At 71.5% G+C, this 15,619-nt stretch carries 17 protein-coding genes; 6 read left to right on the forward strand and 11 right to left on the reverse strand.

Annotated elements, in window-relative coordinates; genetic code table 11:
- Nucleotides 1-97: 97 nt before the first annotated feature.
- Nucleotides 98-469 carry a ferredoxin gene (locus ACVW19_RS03740; RefSeq protein ID WP_457456532.1) on the reverse strand — a complete coding sequence of 124 codons (372 nt, stop codon included), beginning with the start codon at nt 467-469 and terminating at the stop codon, nt 98-100.
- Between the two features lie 160 nt (nt 470-629).
- Here ACVW19_RS03740 and ACVW19_RS03745 point away from each other — a divergent pair, with 160 nt between their 5' ends.
- Nucleotides 630-989 carry a DUF6479 family protein gene (locus ACVW19_RS03745; protein ID WP_457456960.1) on the forward strand — a complete coding sequence of 120 codons (360 nt, stop codon included), beginning with the start codon at nt 630-632 and terminating at the stop codon, nt 987-989.
- A 4-nt stretch (nt 990-993) separates the two neighbouring features.
- Here ACVW19_RS03745 and ACVW19_RS03750 read toward each other — a convergent pair whose 3' ends face one another.
- Nucleotides 994-2,250, reverse strand: a complete 1,257-nt coding sequence (locus ACVW19_RS03750) for a M20 family metallopeptidase (RefSeq protein WP_457456962.1) — start codon at nt 2,248-2,250, stop codon at nt 994-996.
- Nucleotides 2,251-2,559: 309 nt separating this feature from the next.
- Between ACVW19_RS03750 and ACVW19_RS03755 the strand changes: the two genes are divergently transcribed.
- A complete protein-coding gene (locus tag ACVW19_RS03755; RefSeq protein ID WP_457456534.1) occupies nt 2,560-2,889 on the forward strand; it encodes a hypothetical protein in 330 nt (109 codons plus the stop codon).
- Here the strand turns inward: ACVW19_RS03755 and recA are convergent.
- The 8 genes from recA to ACVW19_RS03795 form a co-directional block, all read right to left on the reverse strand.
- Nucleotides 2,861-3,967, reverse strand: a complete 1,107-nt coding sequence (gene recA / locus ACVW19_RS03760) for a recombinase RecA (protein WP_457456536.1) — start codon at nt 3,965-3,967, stop codon at nt 2,861-2,863. The two genes, ACVW19_RS03755 and recA, sit on opposite strands and share 29 nt — an antisense overlap.
- 339 nt (nt 3,968-4,306) lie before the next feature.
- Nucleotides 4,307-4,795, reverse strand: coding sequence for a single-stranded DNA-binding protein (locus ACVW19_RS03765; RefSeq protein WP_457456537.1), 489 nt, complete (start codon nt 4,793-4,795; stop codon nt 4,307-4,309).
- Between the two features lie 11 nt (nt 4,796-4,806).
- A complete protein-coding gene (locus tag ACVW19_RS03770; RefSeq protein ID WP_457456539.1) occupies nt 4,807-5,511 on the reverse strand; it encodes a zinc finger domain-containing protein in 705 nt (234 codons plus the stop codon).
- Nucleotides 5,512-5,735: 224 nt separating this feature from the next.
- Nucleotides 5,736-6,248 (reverse strand): hypothetical protein, encoded by a 513-nt coding sequence (locus ACVW19_RS03775; RefSeq protein WP_457456541.1) that lies wholly within the window; start codon nt 6,246-6,248, stop codon nt 5,736-5,738.
- Nucleotides 6,245-7,192, reverse strand: coding sequence for an ATP-binding protein (locus ACVW19_RS03780; RefSeq protein WP_457456543.1), 948 nt, complete (start codon nt 7,190-7,192; stop codon nt 6,245-6,247). The genes ACVW19_RS03775 and ACVW19_RS03780 overlap by 4 nt, the downstream gene beginning before the upstream one ends.
- Before the next feature lie 397 nt (nt 7,193-7,589).
- Entirely contained in the window at nt 7,590-8,681 is a 1,092-nt protein-coding gene (gene ruvB / locus ACVW19_RS03785; protein ID WP_457456545.1) for a Holliday junction branch migration DNA helicase RuvB, read from the reverse strand.
- Nucleotides 8,682-8,695: 14 nt separating this feature from the next.
- Nucleotides 8,696-9,322 (reverse strand): Holliday junction branch migration protein RuvA, encoded by a 627-nt coding sequence (gene ruvA, locus ACVW19_RS03790; RefSeq protein ID WP_457456547.1) that lies wholly within the window; start codon nt 9,320-9,322, stop codon nt 8,696-8,698.
- Nucleotides 9,319-9,894 carry a crossover junction endodeoxyribonuclease RuvC gene (locus tag ACVW19_RS03795; RefSeq protein ID WP_457456549.1) on the reverse strand — a complete coding sequence of 192 codons (576 nt, stop codon included), beginning with the start codon at nt 9,892-9,894 and terminating at the stop codon, nt 9,319-9,321. The genes ruvA and ACVW19_RS03795 overlap by 4 nt, the downstream gene beginning before the upstream one ends.
- A gap of 370 nt (nt 9,895-10,264) precedes the next feature.
- On the opposite strand from ACVW19_RS03795, the gene ACVW19_RS03800 reads away from it, so the two are divergent.
- On the forward strand, nt 10,265-11,128 hold the full coding sequence (locus tag ACVW19_RS03800) for a RecB family exonuclease (protein WP_457456551.1): 864 nt from the start codon (nt 10,265-10,267) through the stop codon (nt 11,126-11,128).
- A gap of 181 nt (nt 11,129-11,309) precedes the next feature.
- On the opposite strand, the gene ACVW19_RS03805 is transcribed toward ACVW19_RS03800, so the two are convergent.
- Nucleotides 11,310-11,570 (reverse strand): UBP-type zinc finger domain-containing protein, encoded by a 261-nt coding sequence (locus tag ACVW19_RS03805; RefSeq protein ID WP_457456553.1) that lies wholly within the window; start codon nt 11,568-11,570, stop codon nt 11,310-11,312.
- Between the two features lie 60 nt (nt 11,571-11,630).
- On the opposite strand from ACVW19_RS03805, the gene ACVW19_RS03810 reads away from it, so the two are divergent.
- From ACVW19_RS03810 to ACVW19_RS03820, 3 genes are all read left to right on the forward strand, one after another.
- Nucleotides 11,631-13,223 (forward strand): Na+/H+ antiporter, encoded by a 1,593-nt coding sequence (locus tag ACVW19_RS03810; protein WP_457456554.1) that lies wholly within the window; start codon nt 11,631-11,633, stop codon nt 13,221-13,223.
- A 439-nt stretch (nt 13,224-13,662) separates the two neighbouring features.
- Nucleotides 13,663-15,054 carry a cytochrome P450 gene (locus tag ACVW19_RS03815; RefSeq protein WP_457456556.1) on the forward strand — a complete coding sequence of 464 codons (1,392 nt, stop codon included), beginning with the start codon at nt 13,663-13,665 and terminating at the stop codon, nt 15,052-15,054.
- A gap of 142 nt (nt 15,055-15,196) precedes the next feature.
- Complete coding sequence (locus ACVW19_RS03820; protein ID WP_457456558.1) at nt 15,197-15,502, forward strand: transposase; 306 nt, start codon at nt 15,197-15,199, stop codon at nt 15,500-15,502.
- The last annotated feature ends 117 nt before the right edge of the window (nt 15,503-15,619 follow it).

Raw genomic sequence — 15,619 nt, forward strand, 5'->3', positions numbered from 1 at the left:
CGAGGTGTCACAAGTTCTGCACCCGCCGATGGAGCACGCCCCTCGACGAAGAGCACGCTCCGTCGAGGGTCGTGCTTCTTGAAGAGCGCCCCCGCCGTCAGTTCAGCATGGCGAGGAAGTCCGTGCAGGCGCGCGCGCAGGCCCGGCACGCCTCGGCCGTGCGCTCCGCGCCGGGGTGCCCGTCGAAGACGTGCGCGCCCTCCAGGCACACCTGCCGGCACCACTCCACCTGGAGCCGGATGGTCGTTTCGTCCACCTGGCTGTCCTCGGACAGCACACGGCACGTCGCGTCGCACACCTCCGCGCACATGATGCCCCTGCGCCGCACGAGTTCCTGGTCCCTGCCGCTGTCCGGATCCACGAGACTCGCCCGCACCGCGCAGGCCCGCGCACACTCCGTGCACGCCTGCGCACAGGCGAAACGGTCCTCGAGGAACCGGAACAGCTCCTGCTGCGATGTCGTCGTCACGCCGCGCGGGTAGCCCTGGCCGCGGGCGGTCAAACCCGCCGCACTCCAGAGGTTCGTCGTTCGGCCCCCACGGGGCGCCCCGTGGGGGCCGGCCGTGAGGGTTCGGCGGGCAGGTCCGGGGCACCCGGGAACCATGTTGAGTACTGCGGTGAACACGCTGATGCACACCTCCCGGACCGAGTCGGCCGACCTCGCCGCGAGCCGCGGCACCATCGGTATCGGACTGATCGTGGTGGCCGTGCTGGTCGTGGGCCTGCTGATCGGCCTGTTCACGGTCGGCAGCCGCCGGGTCAGGCGCGGGGACTCGCCCAGGCCACGCCCCGATGAACAGCCCCGGATGCCCGAGGGCGGCCCGGTGCGTGAGACCCGTGAACGCCGGGAGCCCGACGAGATGCCCCGGAGCGACGAGCGCCTGCTGCCGCACGACCTGCACGGCGGCAGCTCCGGCAGTCGTACCGGTACCTCCCAGGACCGACCCCGCTGGGAGGAGGGCGGCAGCGGCGGGCCGGGCCGCCACTGACGGCTCAGGTGCCGAGCCAGGCGAGGACGGCCACGGTCAGGGCGCGGACGCCGATGTCCAGGGTGGGCTGGACGAGGGGGGCGAAGGCGGGGCTGTGGTTGACGGGGATGTCCTGGTCGAGGGTGCCCTTGTGGGAGGCCTCGGCGTAGCGGGCGGGGTCGACGCATCCGATGCCCCAGTAGGTGAACGGCACGCCGAACGCCCCGGGGATCTCGCTCATGTCCTCGCTCGCGGTCTGCAGGTCGATGGTGTGTGCGTCGTCCCCGAAGTGCGAGGCGAACGCCTCGGCGACCCGACGGGTCGCCGCCTCGTCGTTGACGGTGGGCGGGAAGGAGGCGGTCCGCTCGATCTCGGGCTCCTTGGGCGAGCGGGACGCCTCGCACTCGGCACGGACGATCCGGGTGATCGCGTCCAGGACGTGGCTGCGCGTGGCGTCGTCGTAGGTGCGCACGTTGAGCTCGATGACGGCGCTGTCGGGAATGACGTTGGGGCCGGTGCCCGCGTGGATGCTGCCGACCGTGACCACGGCCGGGGTCGTGGCGGCCAGTTCCCGGGAGACGACGGTCTGCAGACGTACGACGATCATCGCGGCCATCACGACGGGGTCCACCGCGGCCTGGGGCATGGAACCGTGCGCTCCCCGTCCGTGAACGGTGATGCGCAGGCTGTCGGCCGCCGACAGGAACGGCCCGGCGCGGGTGCCGACGTATCCGGCCGGATAGGGCAGCACGTGCTGGGCCAGCACCACGTCGGGCCGGGGCGACCTGGATGTCAGCCCGTCGGCGATCATGGCATCGGCTCCGTCGCCGTTCTCCTCCGAGGGCTGGAAGAGCGCCACGAAGGTGCCCCGCCAGTTGTCGCGGTTCTCGGCCAGCAGTCGCGCGCAGCCGAGCAGGCAGGTCACGTGCATGTCGTGTCCGCAGGCGTGCATGACGGGCTGCTCGGTGCCGTCCGGGGCGGTCACGGTCGCGGTGGAGGCGTAGGGCAGGCCGGTCTGTTCGCGCACCGGGAGGGCGTCCATGTCGGCACGTGCCATGACGGTCGGGCCGTCCCCGTTGTCCAGGACCCCGATCACGCCGGTTCCGCCGACACCGTCGGTGACCTCGTAGCCGAACGACCGCAGGGCACCGGACACCTTTCCTGCGGTGCGGTGCTCCCGCAGTCCGAGTTCGGGGTGCCGGTGCAGGTCCTGGTAGACCTCCTCGAGGTGGGTGCGGATGTCGTCGAGGCCGGCCGGCACGACGGGGGCGCGGTCGCTCATGGGTGACTCCTTGGCGCGGGTGGCACTGCTGTCACCGGTGACCGCCCGGAATCCGGCCACCGCGAGGCGGGCGCGGCGCACGGTCGGCTCCGCGCCCCTCCGTGATCTCGTCCTTCCCCTACACGAACGATTCGACCACACGGGGGCGAGCCGTGCCTCGGCCAGGCGTCCCGCCGCGGCACATGCGGCTACGCGCCGCCGCGCGGGGCGCGGGAGAGGCCCAGGGCCGCCTCCTGCTCCTCGTAAGCCAGGCCCGAGGTCAGGGTGCCGCCGACGCGAGAGGGCAACTGGAGTGCTTCGTGTCCGTGGATGCGTTCCACCCTGATGGACCGGCACCACGGCTGCGCGCTGTTCCCGCTGGCGGACGCGGCCGACGATCTGGTACGGCCGCTGCAGGACCGCGAGGTCCGGGTGGACCGGGTGGACCGGGTGGACCGGGAGAACCGGGAGAACCGGGAGACGCTGAGCCTCGGGTACGCGGGCGTGTATTCCGGCTTCCTGCGCCACGCCGAGGCGGCGGCCGGACGTTACGGGCTCGACACCCGTTCGATCCTGGTCGAGGCCGGCCGGCGTGGCTTGATCGGCGGCCACGCGACGTTGAGCACGGTGGTCACGTCCGTGCCGTTGTCGGCGGCGTAGTGGGCGCGGCCGGCGTCGTCATGAGGCCGATGGAGACAGCGGGGACGGCGCCGGCGCCGGGCTCCGCCACCGGATCCTGCGGCCGCACCCCGATACCGAGCTTCTCCTTGACCTTCTGCTCGATCTCGTCGGCGAGGTCGGGGTTGTCCTTGAGGAAGGTGCGGGCGTTCTCCTTGCCCTGGCCGAGCTGGTCGCCCTCGTAGGTGTACCAGGCACCGGCCTTGCGGACGAAGCCGTGCTCGATGCCCATGTCGATCAGCCCGCCCTCGCGGCTGATGCCCTGGCCGTAGAGGATGTCGAACTCGGCCTGTTTGAAGGGCGGCGCGACCTTGTTCTTGACGACCTTGCAGCGGGTGCGGTTGCCGACCGCCTCGGTGCCGCTCTTGAGGGTCTCGATCCGGCGGATGTCGATGCGCACCGAGGCGTAGAACTTCAGCGCCCGGCCACCGGTGGTGGTCTCCGGGGAGCCGAACATCACGCCGATCTTCTCGCGGAGCTGGTTGATGAAGATCATCGTGGTCCTCGACTGGCTGAGCGCGCCGGCGATCTTCCGCAGCGCCTGGCTCATCAGCCGGGCCTGCAGACCCACGTGGGAGTCGCCCATCTCGCCCTCGATCTCCGCGCGCGGCACCAGCGCCGCGACGGAGTCGATCACGATGAGGTCGACGGCGCCGGAGCGGATCAGCGTGTCGGCGATCTCCAGCGCCTGCTCGCCGTTGTCGGGCTGGCAGACGATGAGGTTGTCCGTCTCGACGCCGAGCCTTTTCGCGTATTCGATGTCGAGGCCGTACTCGGCGTCGATGAACACCGCGGTCCCGCCGACCCGCTGCACGTTGGCTATGGCGTGCAGTGCGACGGTGGTTTTCCCGCTCATCTCCGGGCCGTAGATTTCCACGACCCGTCCGCGCGGCAGGCCGCCCATACCGAGGGCCACGTCGAGGGCGAGGGAGCCGGTGGGGATGACCTCGATGGGAGCCCAGGGGTCGTCGCCGAGGCGCATGACCGAGCCCTGGCCGAACCGCTTCTCGATCTGGGCGAGGGCGATCTCGAGCGCCTGCTCGCGGTCCTGTTCTTTCATGGTCGCCACCCTGGGGGTCCTGTGCGCCCCCCTGCACACATATCGGATATTTGTTGGATCACGGCAGTTCCCGGTCCACTCCTTCAGGGCCCCACCCGGCACCGACGGTCTCCCCCCGCGTCGGCGGGGAGGACGGGACGGCAGCGATCCGCAAGGCTCCGCGACAGGCCGTTTCGCTCACGCTGTCCGGCCGGGTTTCGGGGACGGTCTCCCGGTATTCGGGATGGCAGTCGGTGCAGGTCAGGCCGATGGCGGCGGCCGGGGTCCAGCTCTCGAGCCGCGCCTGGCCGCTTGGCGGGAGGTCCTTCATGACGATCACCCGGCAATACTTCAACCGGGTCAGAAAGGGAACGTGGGACTGTTGTGGTCGCGGGAGGCGCTGTTGTCCCCGTCGGGAGCCCCCGGCGCGTCGTTCGGCGCGGACGGGGCGGTGTCGAAGAGGGTGTCGCCGGGCACGCCCACGCGCGGAATCCTGCTGACCGTCGCGGCGGCGTAGCGCAGGGAGGGGCCGATCTCCAAGGCCTCCAGTTCGATGACGGTGCGCTTCTCGCCTTCCCTGGTCTCGTACGTCCGCTGGTGCAGCCGCCCCTGGACGATGACGCGGGTGCCGCGTGCCAGGGACTGGGCGACGTGTTCCGCCATCTGCCGCCAGGCCGAGCAGCGCAGGAACAGCGTGTCGGCGTCCCTCCACTCGTTGCTCTGCCGGTCGAAGGTGCGGGGCGTGGAGGCGACGGTGAAGTGTGTGACCGCGTCGCCGGACGGGGTGTTGCGGATTTCGGGGTCGTCGGTCAGGTTGCCGACGACGGTGACGACGGTCTCGCCGACCATGAGAGGTACTCCTAACGCACGAACGGACGGGGGGAGTTGGCTGTCCGACGACAACGCCGCCGTTCCGGGGTGTCCTCGGGCTCACCACCAGGCCCCTTTTCGCCTTGCTCCTCTCGTTCCTCTTGCTCCTCTCGTTCCTCTTGCTCTTCTCGCTCTTCTCGCTCTCCTGGTTCTTCTCGTTCTTCTCGTTCGACAGGCCCCGCCGCGATGAGCCTCGAAGCGTGAGCCGGAGCGTTCTTCATCGGGATGCCGAGCCGGGGGACGGTACAGGGACGGCCGACGGCAGCCCGGCACCAGGGGCAGGGCACGCGGAGGGCGTGAACGCGGAGGGCGCTCCTCGAGCGGCCGACGGGGGCGGGCGGTGGCTGGGCCGGGACGGCGGGTGCCCGCTTGACGCGCTGCCCCGAGGCGATCGCGGTCACGATCGCGAGGAGTTCCGCGCGATAGCGGTGCGGATCGTCCGGGTCGGTGTCCGGGAGCGGCAGTGGGTCGCGGGCGAGCCGCTCCTCCCGGATCGCGTGCACCTCGGCGCGGATGTCGGCGGCGTGGATGTGGGACTGCCTGCGGCCCAGCCGGATCACGGCTTCCCGCGTGTCGGCTATGTCCAGGTCGGCGAGCAGGAGGTGCCAGGCGTCCGTCGCGGTCTCCTCCAGATGCATCGACGGGCACATCGCCGCGACCAGGGCGGCGAGCTCCGCGGTCTCAGTCGGCGTCACCCGTTCCTCCTTTCCGCGGGAGCGCGTCCCGGGTGACGTCGGTGCCCCGCTTCCCGCCCCGTCCGCCGGCTGCTGGTACAGGTACAGGACGGTCCCGCAGGCGCAGCGCAGCCGCCCGTCGTTCCCGAGGCTCCAGCGGCCGCAGCCGAGGTGACCGGCTTGTGAGATCAGGAACCACAGAGTGGCGGGCAAGTCCCTGTCGGAGCGCGCCGTGACGGTGGTCATCACGTCTCGCCACCGCCGAGGGCGAGCAGCCTGCGCAGGTCGATCTCGCCGGTGTGCCAGGCACGGGCGACCCGTTCCGCTCCGCCGGGCACGGGCCGCAGGCTGAACGAACGCGGTTCGGAGGCCGGCGCCACCGCCAGTCCCGGGATCACCTCGCCGGTGTGCGGGTCGGCGACCGGGTCGAAGCAGGCGAGCCGGCCGAAGAACTCCCGCTTCCAGGCGGGGCGTACCCGGACCAGGGTCTCCACCTCGCCGGGGTGGTTCGCGGCCACCCAGGCGGTGAAGGCGTCCTCGTCGGCGACCACGACCGCCGGCTGGGGGTCGATGAGCGTGAGGGTGGCGATCGGGATGTCGTCCGGCAGGGTCACCCGCATCGACTTGAGGGCGAGCTCGGCACGAGCCGCACGCAGCCCGTCGAGGACCGCGCGGCGCTCGGCCCGGTACTCGGCCTCCACCGCGTCGCGCAGCACCCTGAGCACGACGACCCGGGTGGCCCGGTCCCGGAGGTTCACGCTGCCTCACCCTTCCGCTCGGTCTGCCCGGTCTGCTCGGTCTGCCCGGTCTGTTTTCCGGCCTCTTTCTTCGCCTCGGTGCCGCGGCGCACGATGAGCTCGCCCAGCGTGGTCGAACCCCCGGCGGGGTCCAGGACGGCGGCGGCGAGCAGGTTGTGCCGACGCACCTCCTCGTAGAGGCCGCGGAGCTCCTCGTAGGTGGTGTGCGGGGCGGTGGCGGTCGTGAGGTAGTCGGACGCGCTCGGGGTGGGCTTGCCGGCGTTGAGCCAATCCAGGACGGCCTCGGCGAACGCCGCATCCGGCTTGCGGACGACGAGCCCGGCGAGCGGCTTCGCCCGGGACTTGGAGATCACCAGGGTGTTCTCGTGGTCGAGATCGCCGACGATGTCGAACTCGTACTCGATGCCCTCCCGCTGCTCGGGCTTGAGCCCGACCTTGCGCGGCACCTTGCGCCCGCGCTCGTCCGCCTCCACGACGTACTCGGTCTTGGTGCGCATGGTGGCGATGAGATGGCCGGGGTAGGCGAGCAGGGCGTCGATCATCGCCCGCTCCAGGGGACGGGCCTCCCTCCAGCCGGCGAAGGTGTTGCCTCCCGCGACGCGCTTCGCGGCGTTGTCGACCTGCTCCAGCATTCCGCCCGAGCCGGACCAGAAGTGCGTGAGCGAGTCGACGATCACGACGTCGTATCCCTCGTGTGCGGCCACTGCGAGCGCCTCGACGAGTGCGGGGGGCTCGAACGTCGCGAGCGGGAGGGTGTCGAAAGCGAACTCGTCGGCGTACTTGGAAGCGCTGCCGTGCTCGGTGTCGATCAGGGCGATCCGGTCGCCGATCCCGGTGCCGATGACGAGCGCGCTGTAGGTCTTGCCCGACCCGGTGGGCCCGGTGAGCGCGATGCGGGCCTTGGCCTGCTCCTTGGTCGCGGGGGTGAAGGTGAAGCTGTTCACGCCGTTCTCCTCTGGCACATCCGACGGCGGTTCGGGGTGGGCTTGGGGAGGGACGGGACACGGTCCTCACCCGGCAAGACGTGCACCCACATGGCCGACGCCTCAGTTCGAATACTTGTTCGAAACCGACTGGAATCCCACGCTAGGCGCGAACAGGGGCAGAAATCAACACTTTGCCCATAAAAATAGCTAACGACCTGGATGTCGGTTTCAAGTCCCGGCGTGAGCGCGCCTGCACCAGTGCCGTGGCCGGATCGCCCCAGGTGAAGCTGGAGAGTGCGCGGGTGAGCAGCCCGGGTCGCTCTGCGCGCTCCACGCGGCCGACTCCGTGCGGACCGGTTGATTCGGGCCCGGTCCGCCCGGCCGGAGTTGAGCTCCGGCTCGATGAACTGCTGTTTCAGTGCGGGCCTTCCCGACCGCCGACGGGACCACCTTGCCGCGGCGGCACGAGGCCGAAGTGCTCCCACGCGGCGGGCGTGGCGATCCGGCCGCGCAGGGTACGGGCCAGCAGGCCCTCCCGGACCAGGAACGGCTCGGCCACCTCCGCGACGGTCTCACGTTCCTCGCCCACCGCGACGGCGAGCGTGGACAGGCCGACCGGTCCGCCGCCGAACAGCTTGAGCAGGGCCTCCAGCACCGCCCGGTCGAGCCGGTCCAGGCCGCGGCCGTCGACCTCGTAGACCGCCAGGGCCGCGGAGGCGATCTCCCGGGTGATCCGCCCGTCGGCCCTGACCTGGGCGTAGTCCCGGACCCGGCGCAGGAGGCGGTTGGCGATGCGGGGCGTGCCGCGGGAGCGGCCGGCGATCTCCGCGGCGCCCTTGGGCGTTGTCTCCACCTCCAGCAGCCGGGCCGAGCGGTGGACAACCCGCTCCAGCTCGGTGGGCTCGTAGAACTCCATGCGCGCGGTGAAGCCGAAGCGGTCGCGCAGCGGGGGCGGCAGCAGGCCCGCCCGCACGGTGGCGCCGACCAGGGTGAACGGGGGCAGCTCGAGGGGGATGGCGGTCGCGCCCAGGCCCTTGCCGACGATGACGTCGACGCGGAAGTCCTCCATTGCCATGTACAGCATCTCCTCGGCGGGCCGGGACATCCGGTGGATCTCGTCGAGGAACAACACCTCGCCCTCCTGGAGGGAGGACAGGACCGCCGCGAGGTCGCCGGCGTGCTGGATGGCCGGTCCCGAGGTGATGCGGATGGGGGCGCCCATCTCGGCCGCGATGATCATCGAGAGGGTGGTCTTGCCCAGGCCGGGGGCACCGGACAGCAGCACGTGGTCGGCGGTGGCGCCCCGCGCGCGGGCGGCGCGCAGCACCAGGTCGAGCTGCTCGCGGACCTTCTCCTGGCCGATGAACTCGTCCAGGTCCTTGGGCCGCAGGGCGGCCTCGACGGCCTGGTCCTCCCCGTCGGCGACAGATCCCACCAACCGCTCCGCGGCGGCGGGGCTGACGAGCCGTCCGATGAGGGCAGCGGTTTCGGCTTCGTCCCGGGTCATGCGGTCCACTCCTCTCAGCGGGCGCGGTTCAGGGTGCGCAGGGCTGCGCGCAGCAACTGCGACACCTTCGGGGCGGCACCGTCGGCCGCGGCGGCCTCGGCGGCGGGGGTGACGGCCGCGATCGCCTCCTCGGCCTCGTGCGCGGAGTACCCGAGGCCGACGAGCGCCGCGCGCAGTTGTTCGCTCCAGGGCGCGGGAGCGGCGACGCCGGCCGGGCGGCCGGTCTCGGCGGCCCCGGCCGGCTCGCCGAGCCGGCCGGCGAGCTCCAGGAACAGCTTCTGGGCGCCCCTCTTCCCGATGCCGGGCACAGCGGTGAGGGCCTTCTCGTCGCTCTGGGCGATTGCGCGCCGCAGCGCGTCCGGGGTGTGCACGGCGAGCATGGCCTGGGCCAGGCGCGGGCCCACGCCGCTGGCGGTCTGCAGCAGTTCGAAGACCTGCCGCTCGTCGTCGTCCGCGAAGCCGTAGAGGGTGAGCGAGTCCTCGCGCACGACCAGGGACGTCGCGAGCCTGGCGTGCGCGCCGACGCGCAGCGCGGACAGCGTGTTCGGCGTGCACTGGACGGCCATGCCGACGCCGCCGACCTCGACGACCACGGCGTCGGGGGCGAGCGCGGCGACCGTGCCGCTGACGAAAGCGATCATCGGATCGTGTCCTTCCGAAGTCGTGCGGGAGCGGGGCCGTCGGCGTGCACCCGCTGCAGGCGGTTCAGCGCCGGGGTGCGGCAGATGTGGCAGATGGCGAGCGCCAGGGCGTCGGCGGCGTCAGCCGGCTCGGGCAGGGCGTCGAGCCGCAGCAGGCGGGTGGCCATCGCGCCGGCCTGGGCCTTGCCGGCGCTTTCGCTGCCGGTGAGGGCGGCCTTCACCTCGCTGGGGGTGTGCCAGGTGACGGGCAGGCCGCGCCGGGCCGCGCACAGGATCGTGACCGCGCTCGCCTGCGCGGTGCCCATCACGGTGCGCACGTCGTACCGGCTGAACACCCGCTCCACGGCGACGGCTCCGGGGTGGTAGTCGTCCAGCCATCGCTCGATGCCGCGCTCGACGAGGAGGAGGCGGTGGCCGAAGTCCGCGTCCGCCGGGGCGCGGAGGACGCCGGCGGCCGTCACCGCGAGCGGCCGTCCGGCGGTGCCGTCGACCACCCCGAGGCCGCACCGGGTCAGTCCGGGGTCCACGCCGAGCACCCGCTCGGCGCCCTCCCCGACGGGCGGAGTCTTCATGATCGAGCCAAGCCTGCACATGGGGTCGTGGTGGCGCTGGTCGGGCGGCGAGTCCTCCCTGCGGACGCGGGGCGGGCCCTCCGGGCGCATCGGGCTTCGCAAGCGGAGTCCGCTTGCGAAGCCCGATGCGGACATGGGGAGATTTTCCGTGGGCTCCGGCCGGCGACACGTGGATTTGCGCATATGTCCGGCTTGGCCCGGACTTCATGGTAACTCGAACAGATGTGCGATGAAAGGTCATGGCCGCCAGGAGCCGCACGACGCCCGTGCATCGCCCGTCCTGCCGCTGCACCGGCTGCGGCCGGTGCCCCGAACCCACCGGGTCCACTGCTCCGGTGGACTCGAGAAGGACCCGGCGTAGGGTCGGAATATGCCTCCGTCCGAGAGTTCCGCCGCATCGGACGCGGCCCCGCCCCCGACACCTCGGCCCGCCCCGAGGAGGCCGTCGTCGTTGTCGCCGTCGCGTGCGGACGACTTCATGACCTGCCCGCTGCGCTACCGGCTGCGGGTGATCGACAAGCTGCCGGAGCCACCGAGCGAGGCGGCGGCCCGGGGCACCGTGGTGCATGCGGTACTGGAGCGGCTCTTCGACGTGCCGGCCGGGCAGCGCACCCCGGACCGTGCCCGCGCGTTGCTGCGCCCGGAGTGGGAGCGTCTGCTGGGCAGACGGCCCGAGCTGGCAGGCCTCTTCCCCGAGGACACGGACGGCGCGTCGCTGGCCGCCTGGCTGGCCGAGGCGGAACAGCTGCTCGACCAGTACTTCCGGATGGAGGACCCGAACCGGTTGGAGCCCGCCGGGCGGGAGCTGCACGTGGAGACGGTGCTGGAGTCGGGTCTCAAGCTGCGCGGGATCATCGACCGGGTGGACGTCGCCCCGACCGGCGAGGTCCGTGTGGTGGACTACAAGACCGGCCGGGCGCCCCCGCCGGACTTCGAGCAGCGGGCCATGTTCCAGATGAAGTTCTACGCCCTGGTGCTGTGGAGGCGGCGCGGGGTGGTCCCGCGCCGCCTCCAACTGGTCTACCTGGGCAGCGGCGACGTGGTGACGTACGACCCGGACGAGGCGGACCTGCGGGCGGTGGAGCGGAAGCTGCGGGCGCTGTGGGCGGCGATCCAGCGGGCGGTGGCGACGGGCGAGTGGCAACCCCGCCCGAGCCGGCTCTGCGACTGGTGCGGCTATCAGGCCTTCTGCCCCGTGTTCGGCGGCACCCCGCCGCCCTACCCCCTGGCCTGACGCCCGCCGGCCGTTCGGCGTCGGCGTCTGTATCGACACGGTAGGGGGTGTGAGGGCGCCGATCCGTGCGGTGCGCCTGACAGCGACTCGCCCGGGCTGCCCCAGGCGTCCCGTTGACGATCAACGGGAAGAGCGTGCGCCGGATCGACGTACCCGGGCGTCGGGCGGTCGGACCGTCCGGTCACACGAGTACCTGGTCGACGAAGCACCAGCGCCAGTTCTCTCCGGGTTCATGGGTCCGCATCACGGGGTGGCCCGTTTCCCGGTGGTGCCCCGTCGCGTGCCGTCCCAGCGACGAGTCGCAGCAGCCGATGTGACCGCAACTGAGACACAGGCGCAACTGCACCGGATCCGTGCCGTCCCGCAGACACTCCGGACACGTCTCGGTGAGTGGGGCGGGTTCCGGGAGCGGCAGCGCGTCGGCGTGCGTGCACTGTTTCATGATGGCCAGATTACGACGGTTGCACAGATCACAACGTGGAGATTCGGAGGTGGGCACGACATGGACGTGATGCCGCTGCTGTTGCTGGTGGCGGGCAGTGCCGCGATCTCCGCCGCCGCCAGACGCACTCCGGTGCCGGCCCCGCTGCTGGTGGTCGCCGCCGGTCTCGCGGTCAGCTACGTGCCCGGTGTGCCCGTCTACACGCTCGACCCGCACATCGTCCTTCCGCTCATCCTGCCCCCACTGCTGCACACCGCTGCCACCGACAGCTCCTACCTCGGTCTGCGGGCGCAGCTGCGGCCGGTCGCGCTGCTGTCGGTGGGGTACGTACTGTTCGCGACCTTCGTCGTCGGCTGGGCCCTGTACCTGCTCGTGCCGGGCCTGTCGCTCACCGCGGCTCTGGTGTTCGGTGCCGTGGTGGCCCCGCCGGACGCGGTCGCGGCGACGGCGGTGGCGCGCCGGGTCGGACTGCCGTCCCGGATCACCACGATCCTCCAGGGCGAGTCCCTGCTGAACGACGCCACCGCGATCACCGCGTTCCGGGTGGCCTTGGCGGCGGCCGTCGGCGAGGGCGCGACCTGGGCCGGGGGGATCGGCGAGTTCCTGCTCGCGGCGTTCGGCGGCCTCGTGTTCGGTCTGGTGCTGATGGTTCCGCTGCACTGGCTGCGCACCCATGTGAAGGAGGCACTGCTGCAGAACACGCTCTCCCTGCTGATCCCGTTCGTCGCCTACGCCGCCGCCGAGCAGGTGCACGCCTCCGGGGTCATCGCGGTCGTGGTCGTCGCGCTCTATCTGGGACACCGCGCGTGGGAGGTCGATTTCGCCACCCGGCTCCAGGAGGAGGCGGTGTGGAAAATGGTCGCATTCGTCCTGGAGGCCGCGGTCTTCGCGCTCATCGGACTGCAACTGCCGATCGTCCTCAGAGGGCTCGGGGAGTACGCGGGCGCCGAGGCCGTCTGGTACGCGCTGGCCGTCTTCGCAGTGGTCGTCGTCGCGCGGTTCGTGTGGGTGTACCCGGCCACCTTTCTGCCACCGCTGCTGTCGGCCCGGATCCGGGAACGCGAAGGAAGACCCGGCTGGAAGTCGCCGTTCGTCATCTCCTGGGCCGGCATGCGCGGCGTGGTCTCGCTGGCCATCGCCTTCTCGATCCCGCTCACCGCCGGCGGCACCGACTTCCCGCAGCGCAATCTGCTGCTCTTCCTGACCTTCACCACGGTCATCGGCACGCTGGTGGTGCAGGGTCTGACGCTGCCCCCGCTGATCCGTCTGCTGAGGATCCCCGGGCGCGACGTCCAGGCCGAGACCCTCGCGGAGGCCAACGCCCAGGCGCAGGCCTCGCGGGTCGCCGAGCAGCGGCTGGACGAGCTCCTGTCCGACGAGCGCAACGCTCTTCCGGCCCCGCTCGCCGACCGTCTGCGCACCGTCCTGGAGCGCCGCCGCAACGCCGTCTGGGAACGTCTGGGCCAGGCCAACCCGGTCACCGGGGAGTCCGTGGACGACACCTACCGGCGGCTGTCGCGGGAGATGATCAGCGCGGAGCGTGACGTGTTCGTCAGACTCCGCGACGCCCGCTACCTCGACGACGAGATGCTGCGCACCCTGCTGCGGAGGCTGGACCTGGAGGAGGCGGCGGCGTATCGGGAGACGGCATAGAACGACTCCCCGTGCTCACGGGAAGGAGCGGCCGGTGACGACCGCGGCGACCGTGCTCCCGCGCGGACCGCCGAGCATTCGGCCTGAAGCGCCCGTACACCCGTGACCGGAGAAAGCCGCCCTCCGGCACCGAGAACGCCCGGCGCCCCCAGGGCCCAGTCCGGCGAGCGTCCCGCCGGTGCTCGCGCAGCCAGCGGTCGTGAGTTCTCCGTGGCCGAGAGCGTTCGCGACGACGGGAGCGGGCAGTTCGAGGAGCTGCTGTCGGATGGCGGCGCCCCGGGCGGCGTCCGGGGCAGTTGTGTTGTCACACCGGTCCCATATGACTTTGGCTGTTTCCGGGTGATCGCGTGGTGCAGGACACGTCCGTGGATGGATTACCGACGGGAAGAGCCAGGGAAGTCATAGGGCGCCCCGCCTGATCCCCCGGAAAGGGTTCACCGTGACGCTCGCTGCGCCTTCCCCCACCCCCATACCTCGGGCAGCAGGTTCGTTTCCCCTCCTCGGCCACTCCCCCCACCTCGTCCGCGACACGCTCGCCTTCCTCGCCTCGCTGCGCGACACGGGCGAGCCGCTGATCGAGATCACCCTCCAGCCCGGCACCCGCACCCTCGTAGTCCAGGACCCGGCCCTGATCCAGGAGATGCTCACCACACTCGGCCCCAGCCTCGACAAGGGCCGCTTCTTCGAGAAGATGGGCCATCTGCTCGGCGGCGACAGCGTGGTGACGGCCGCGGGCCGGGCCCACGTCCGCAAACGCCGCCAGCTCCAGCCCGCGTTCGCGCACACCGAGATCGCCCGCTACGTCGACATCATGCGCACCACCACCGCCGGCGCGACAGCCGCGTGGCAGCCCGGCCAGGAACTGGACGTCCGCGACGCGATGGTGCAGCTGTCCCTGGACATCCTCGCCAAGACCGTCTTCGGCGGAAGCATCGAGGACACCGCCTTCCGTGAACTGCGCCGCGACCTGTCGGTGGTGATGAACGGCGTCGGGGCCCGCGTCATGCTGCCCGACTGGGCGGAGCGGCTCCCCCTGCCGGTCAATCGCCGCTTCAACCGCGCCCGGGATGCGGTGCGCGCCCGGGTCAGTGCCGCCGTCGCCGACCTCCAGGCCTCCGGCCACGACTCCGGGGACATGCTCTCCATGCTGCTGCGGGCCCGCAACGCGGACACCGGCCGGCCGCTGAGCGGACACGAAATCAGCTCGGAGATCCTCACCCTGGCCGTGGCCGGCACCGAGACCACCGCCAGCGTGCTCTCCTGGATCCTGTACGAACTCGCCCGCAACCCCAAGGTCGAGGCCCACGTGCTGGCAGAGCTCGACACCGTCCTGGCGGGACGGCCGATCGCGTTCGAGGACCTGCCCCGGCTGGAGTATCTCGACCGCGTCGTCACCGAAGCGCTGCGCCTGCACCACACCGGCTACCTCGTCACCCGCCGCACCACCACCGCCACCCGGCTCGGCCGGTGGACGATCCCCGCAGACACCGAACTGGCCTACTGCCAACACGCCCTGCACCGGGACCCCCGGCTCCACCCCGATCCACTCCGCTTCGACCCCGACCGCTGGCTCGACGACGCCCAGCGCCCCCCGACGGGCGCCTTCCTGCCGTTCGGTGTCGGCAAGCACCAGTGCATCGGCGACCGCTACGCCCGCACCGAGTTGGTCACAGCGATCGCCACGATCGTACGGACGGTACGTCTCGAACTCGCCGGGGACCAGGTCGTCAAACCGGTCGCACGAGCCACCGTACGGCCCGGGACTCTGCAGATGACGGTGCGGCACCGGGAGGCCGCTCCTCACCGAGACACGGCTTCCCCCGGGGCGTGAACCGACAGGAGGCAACGTCGCTTTCCGGCCGCAGTCGCCAAAGAGCGTGTCCGGCCTCTCCAAGCCGGGCAGGACTGAAGCTTCCCCTTGACGGTGGACACCTGGAGACTGGGACGTGAGGTTCCGGAGGAAGTAGTGCCGGGTGGGAAGCAAGAGCAACCGCAGCAGGCGGTACACGGAGGAGTTCAAACGCGACGCGGTCGCGCTGGTCCGCTCCTCCGGCAAGACCGTCACCGAGGCCGCCCGGGAGATCGGGGTCAGCGCCGAGGGACTGCGGAACCGGGTCAAGCAGGACACGATCGACCGCGGGCAGGGGGCGCCGGGCGAGCTGACGAGCGCGGAGCGGGAAGAGTCGCGCCGGCTGCGGCGGCAGAACCGCGAGCAGGCCGAGACGATCGAGGTGCTGCGAAAAGCGGCGGTCTTCTTCGCGAAGGAGAGCGATCGATGAACGACGTGTACGCGTTCATCGAGGCGGGGAAGACCACCCACCCGGTCGCTCTGCTGTGCCGGCTGCTGAAGGTGGCCCGGTCCTCCTTCTACGCCTGGTCGGCCGGCGAGCAGACCC

Source organism: Streptomyces sp. TE5632 (assembly GCF_054061295.1).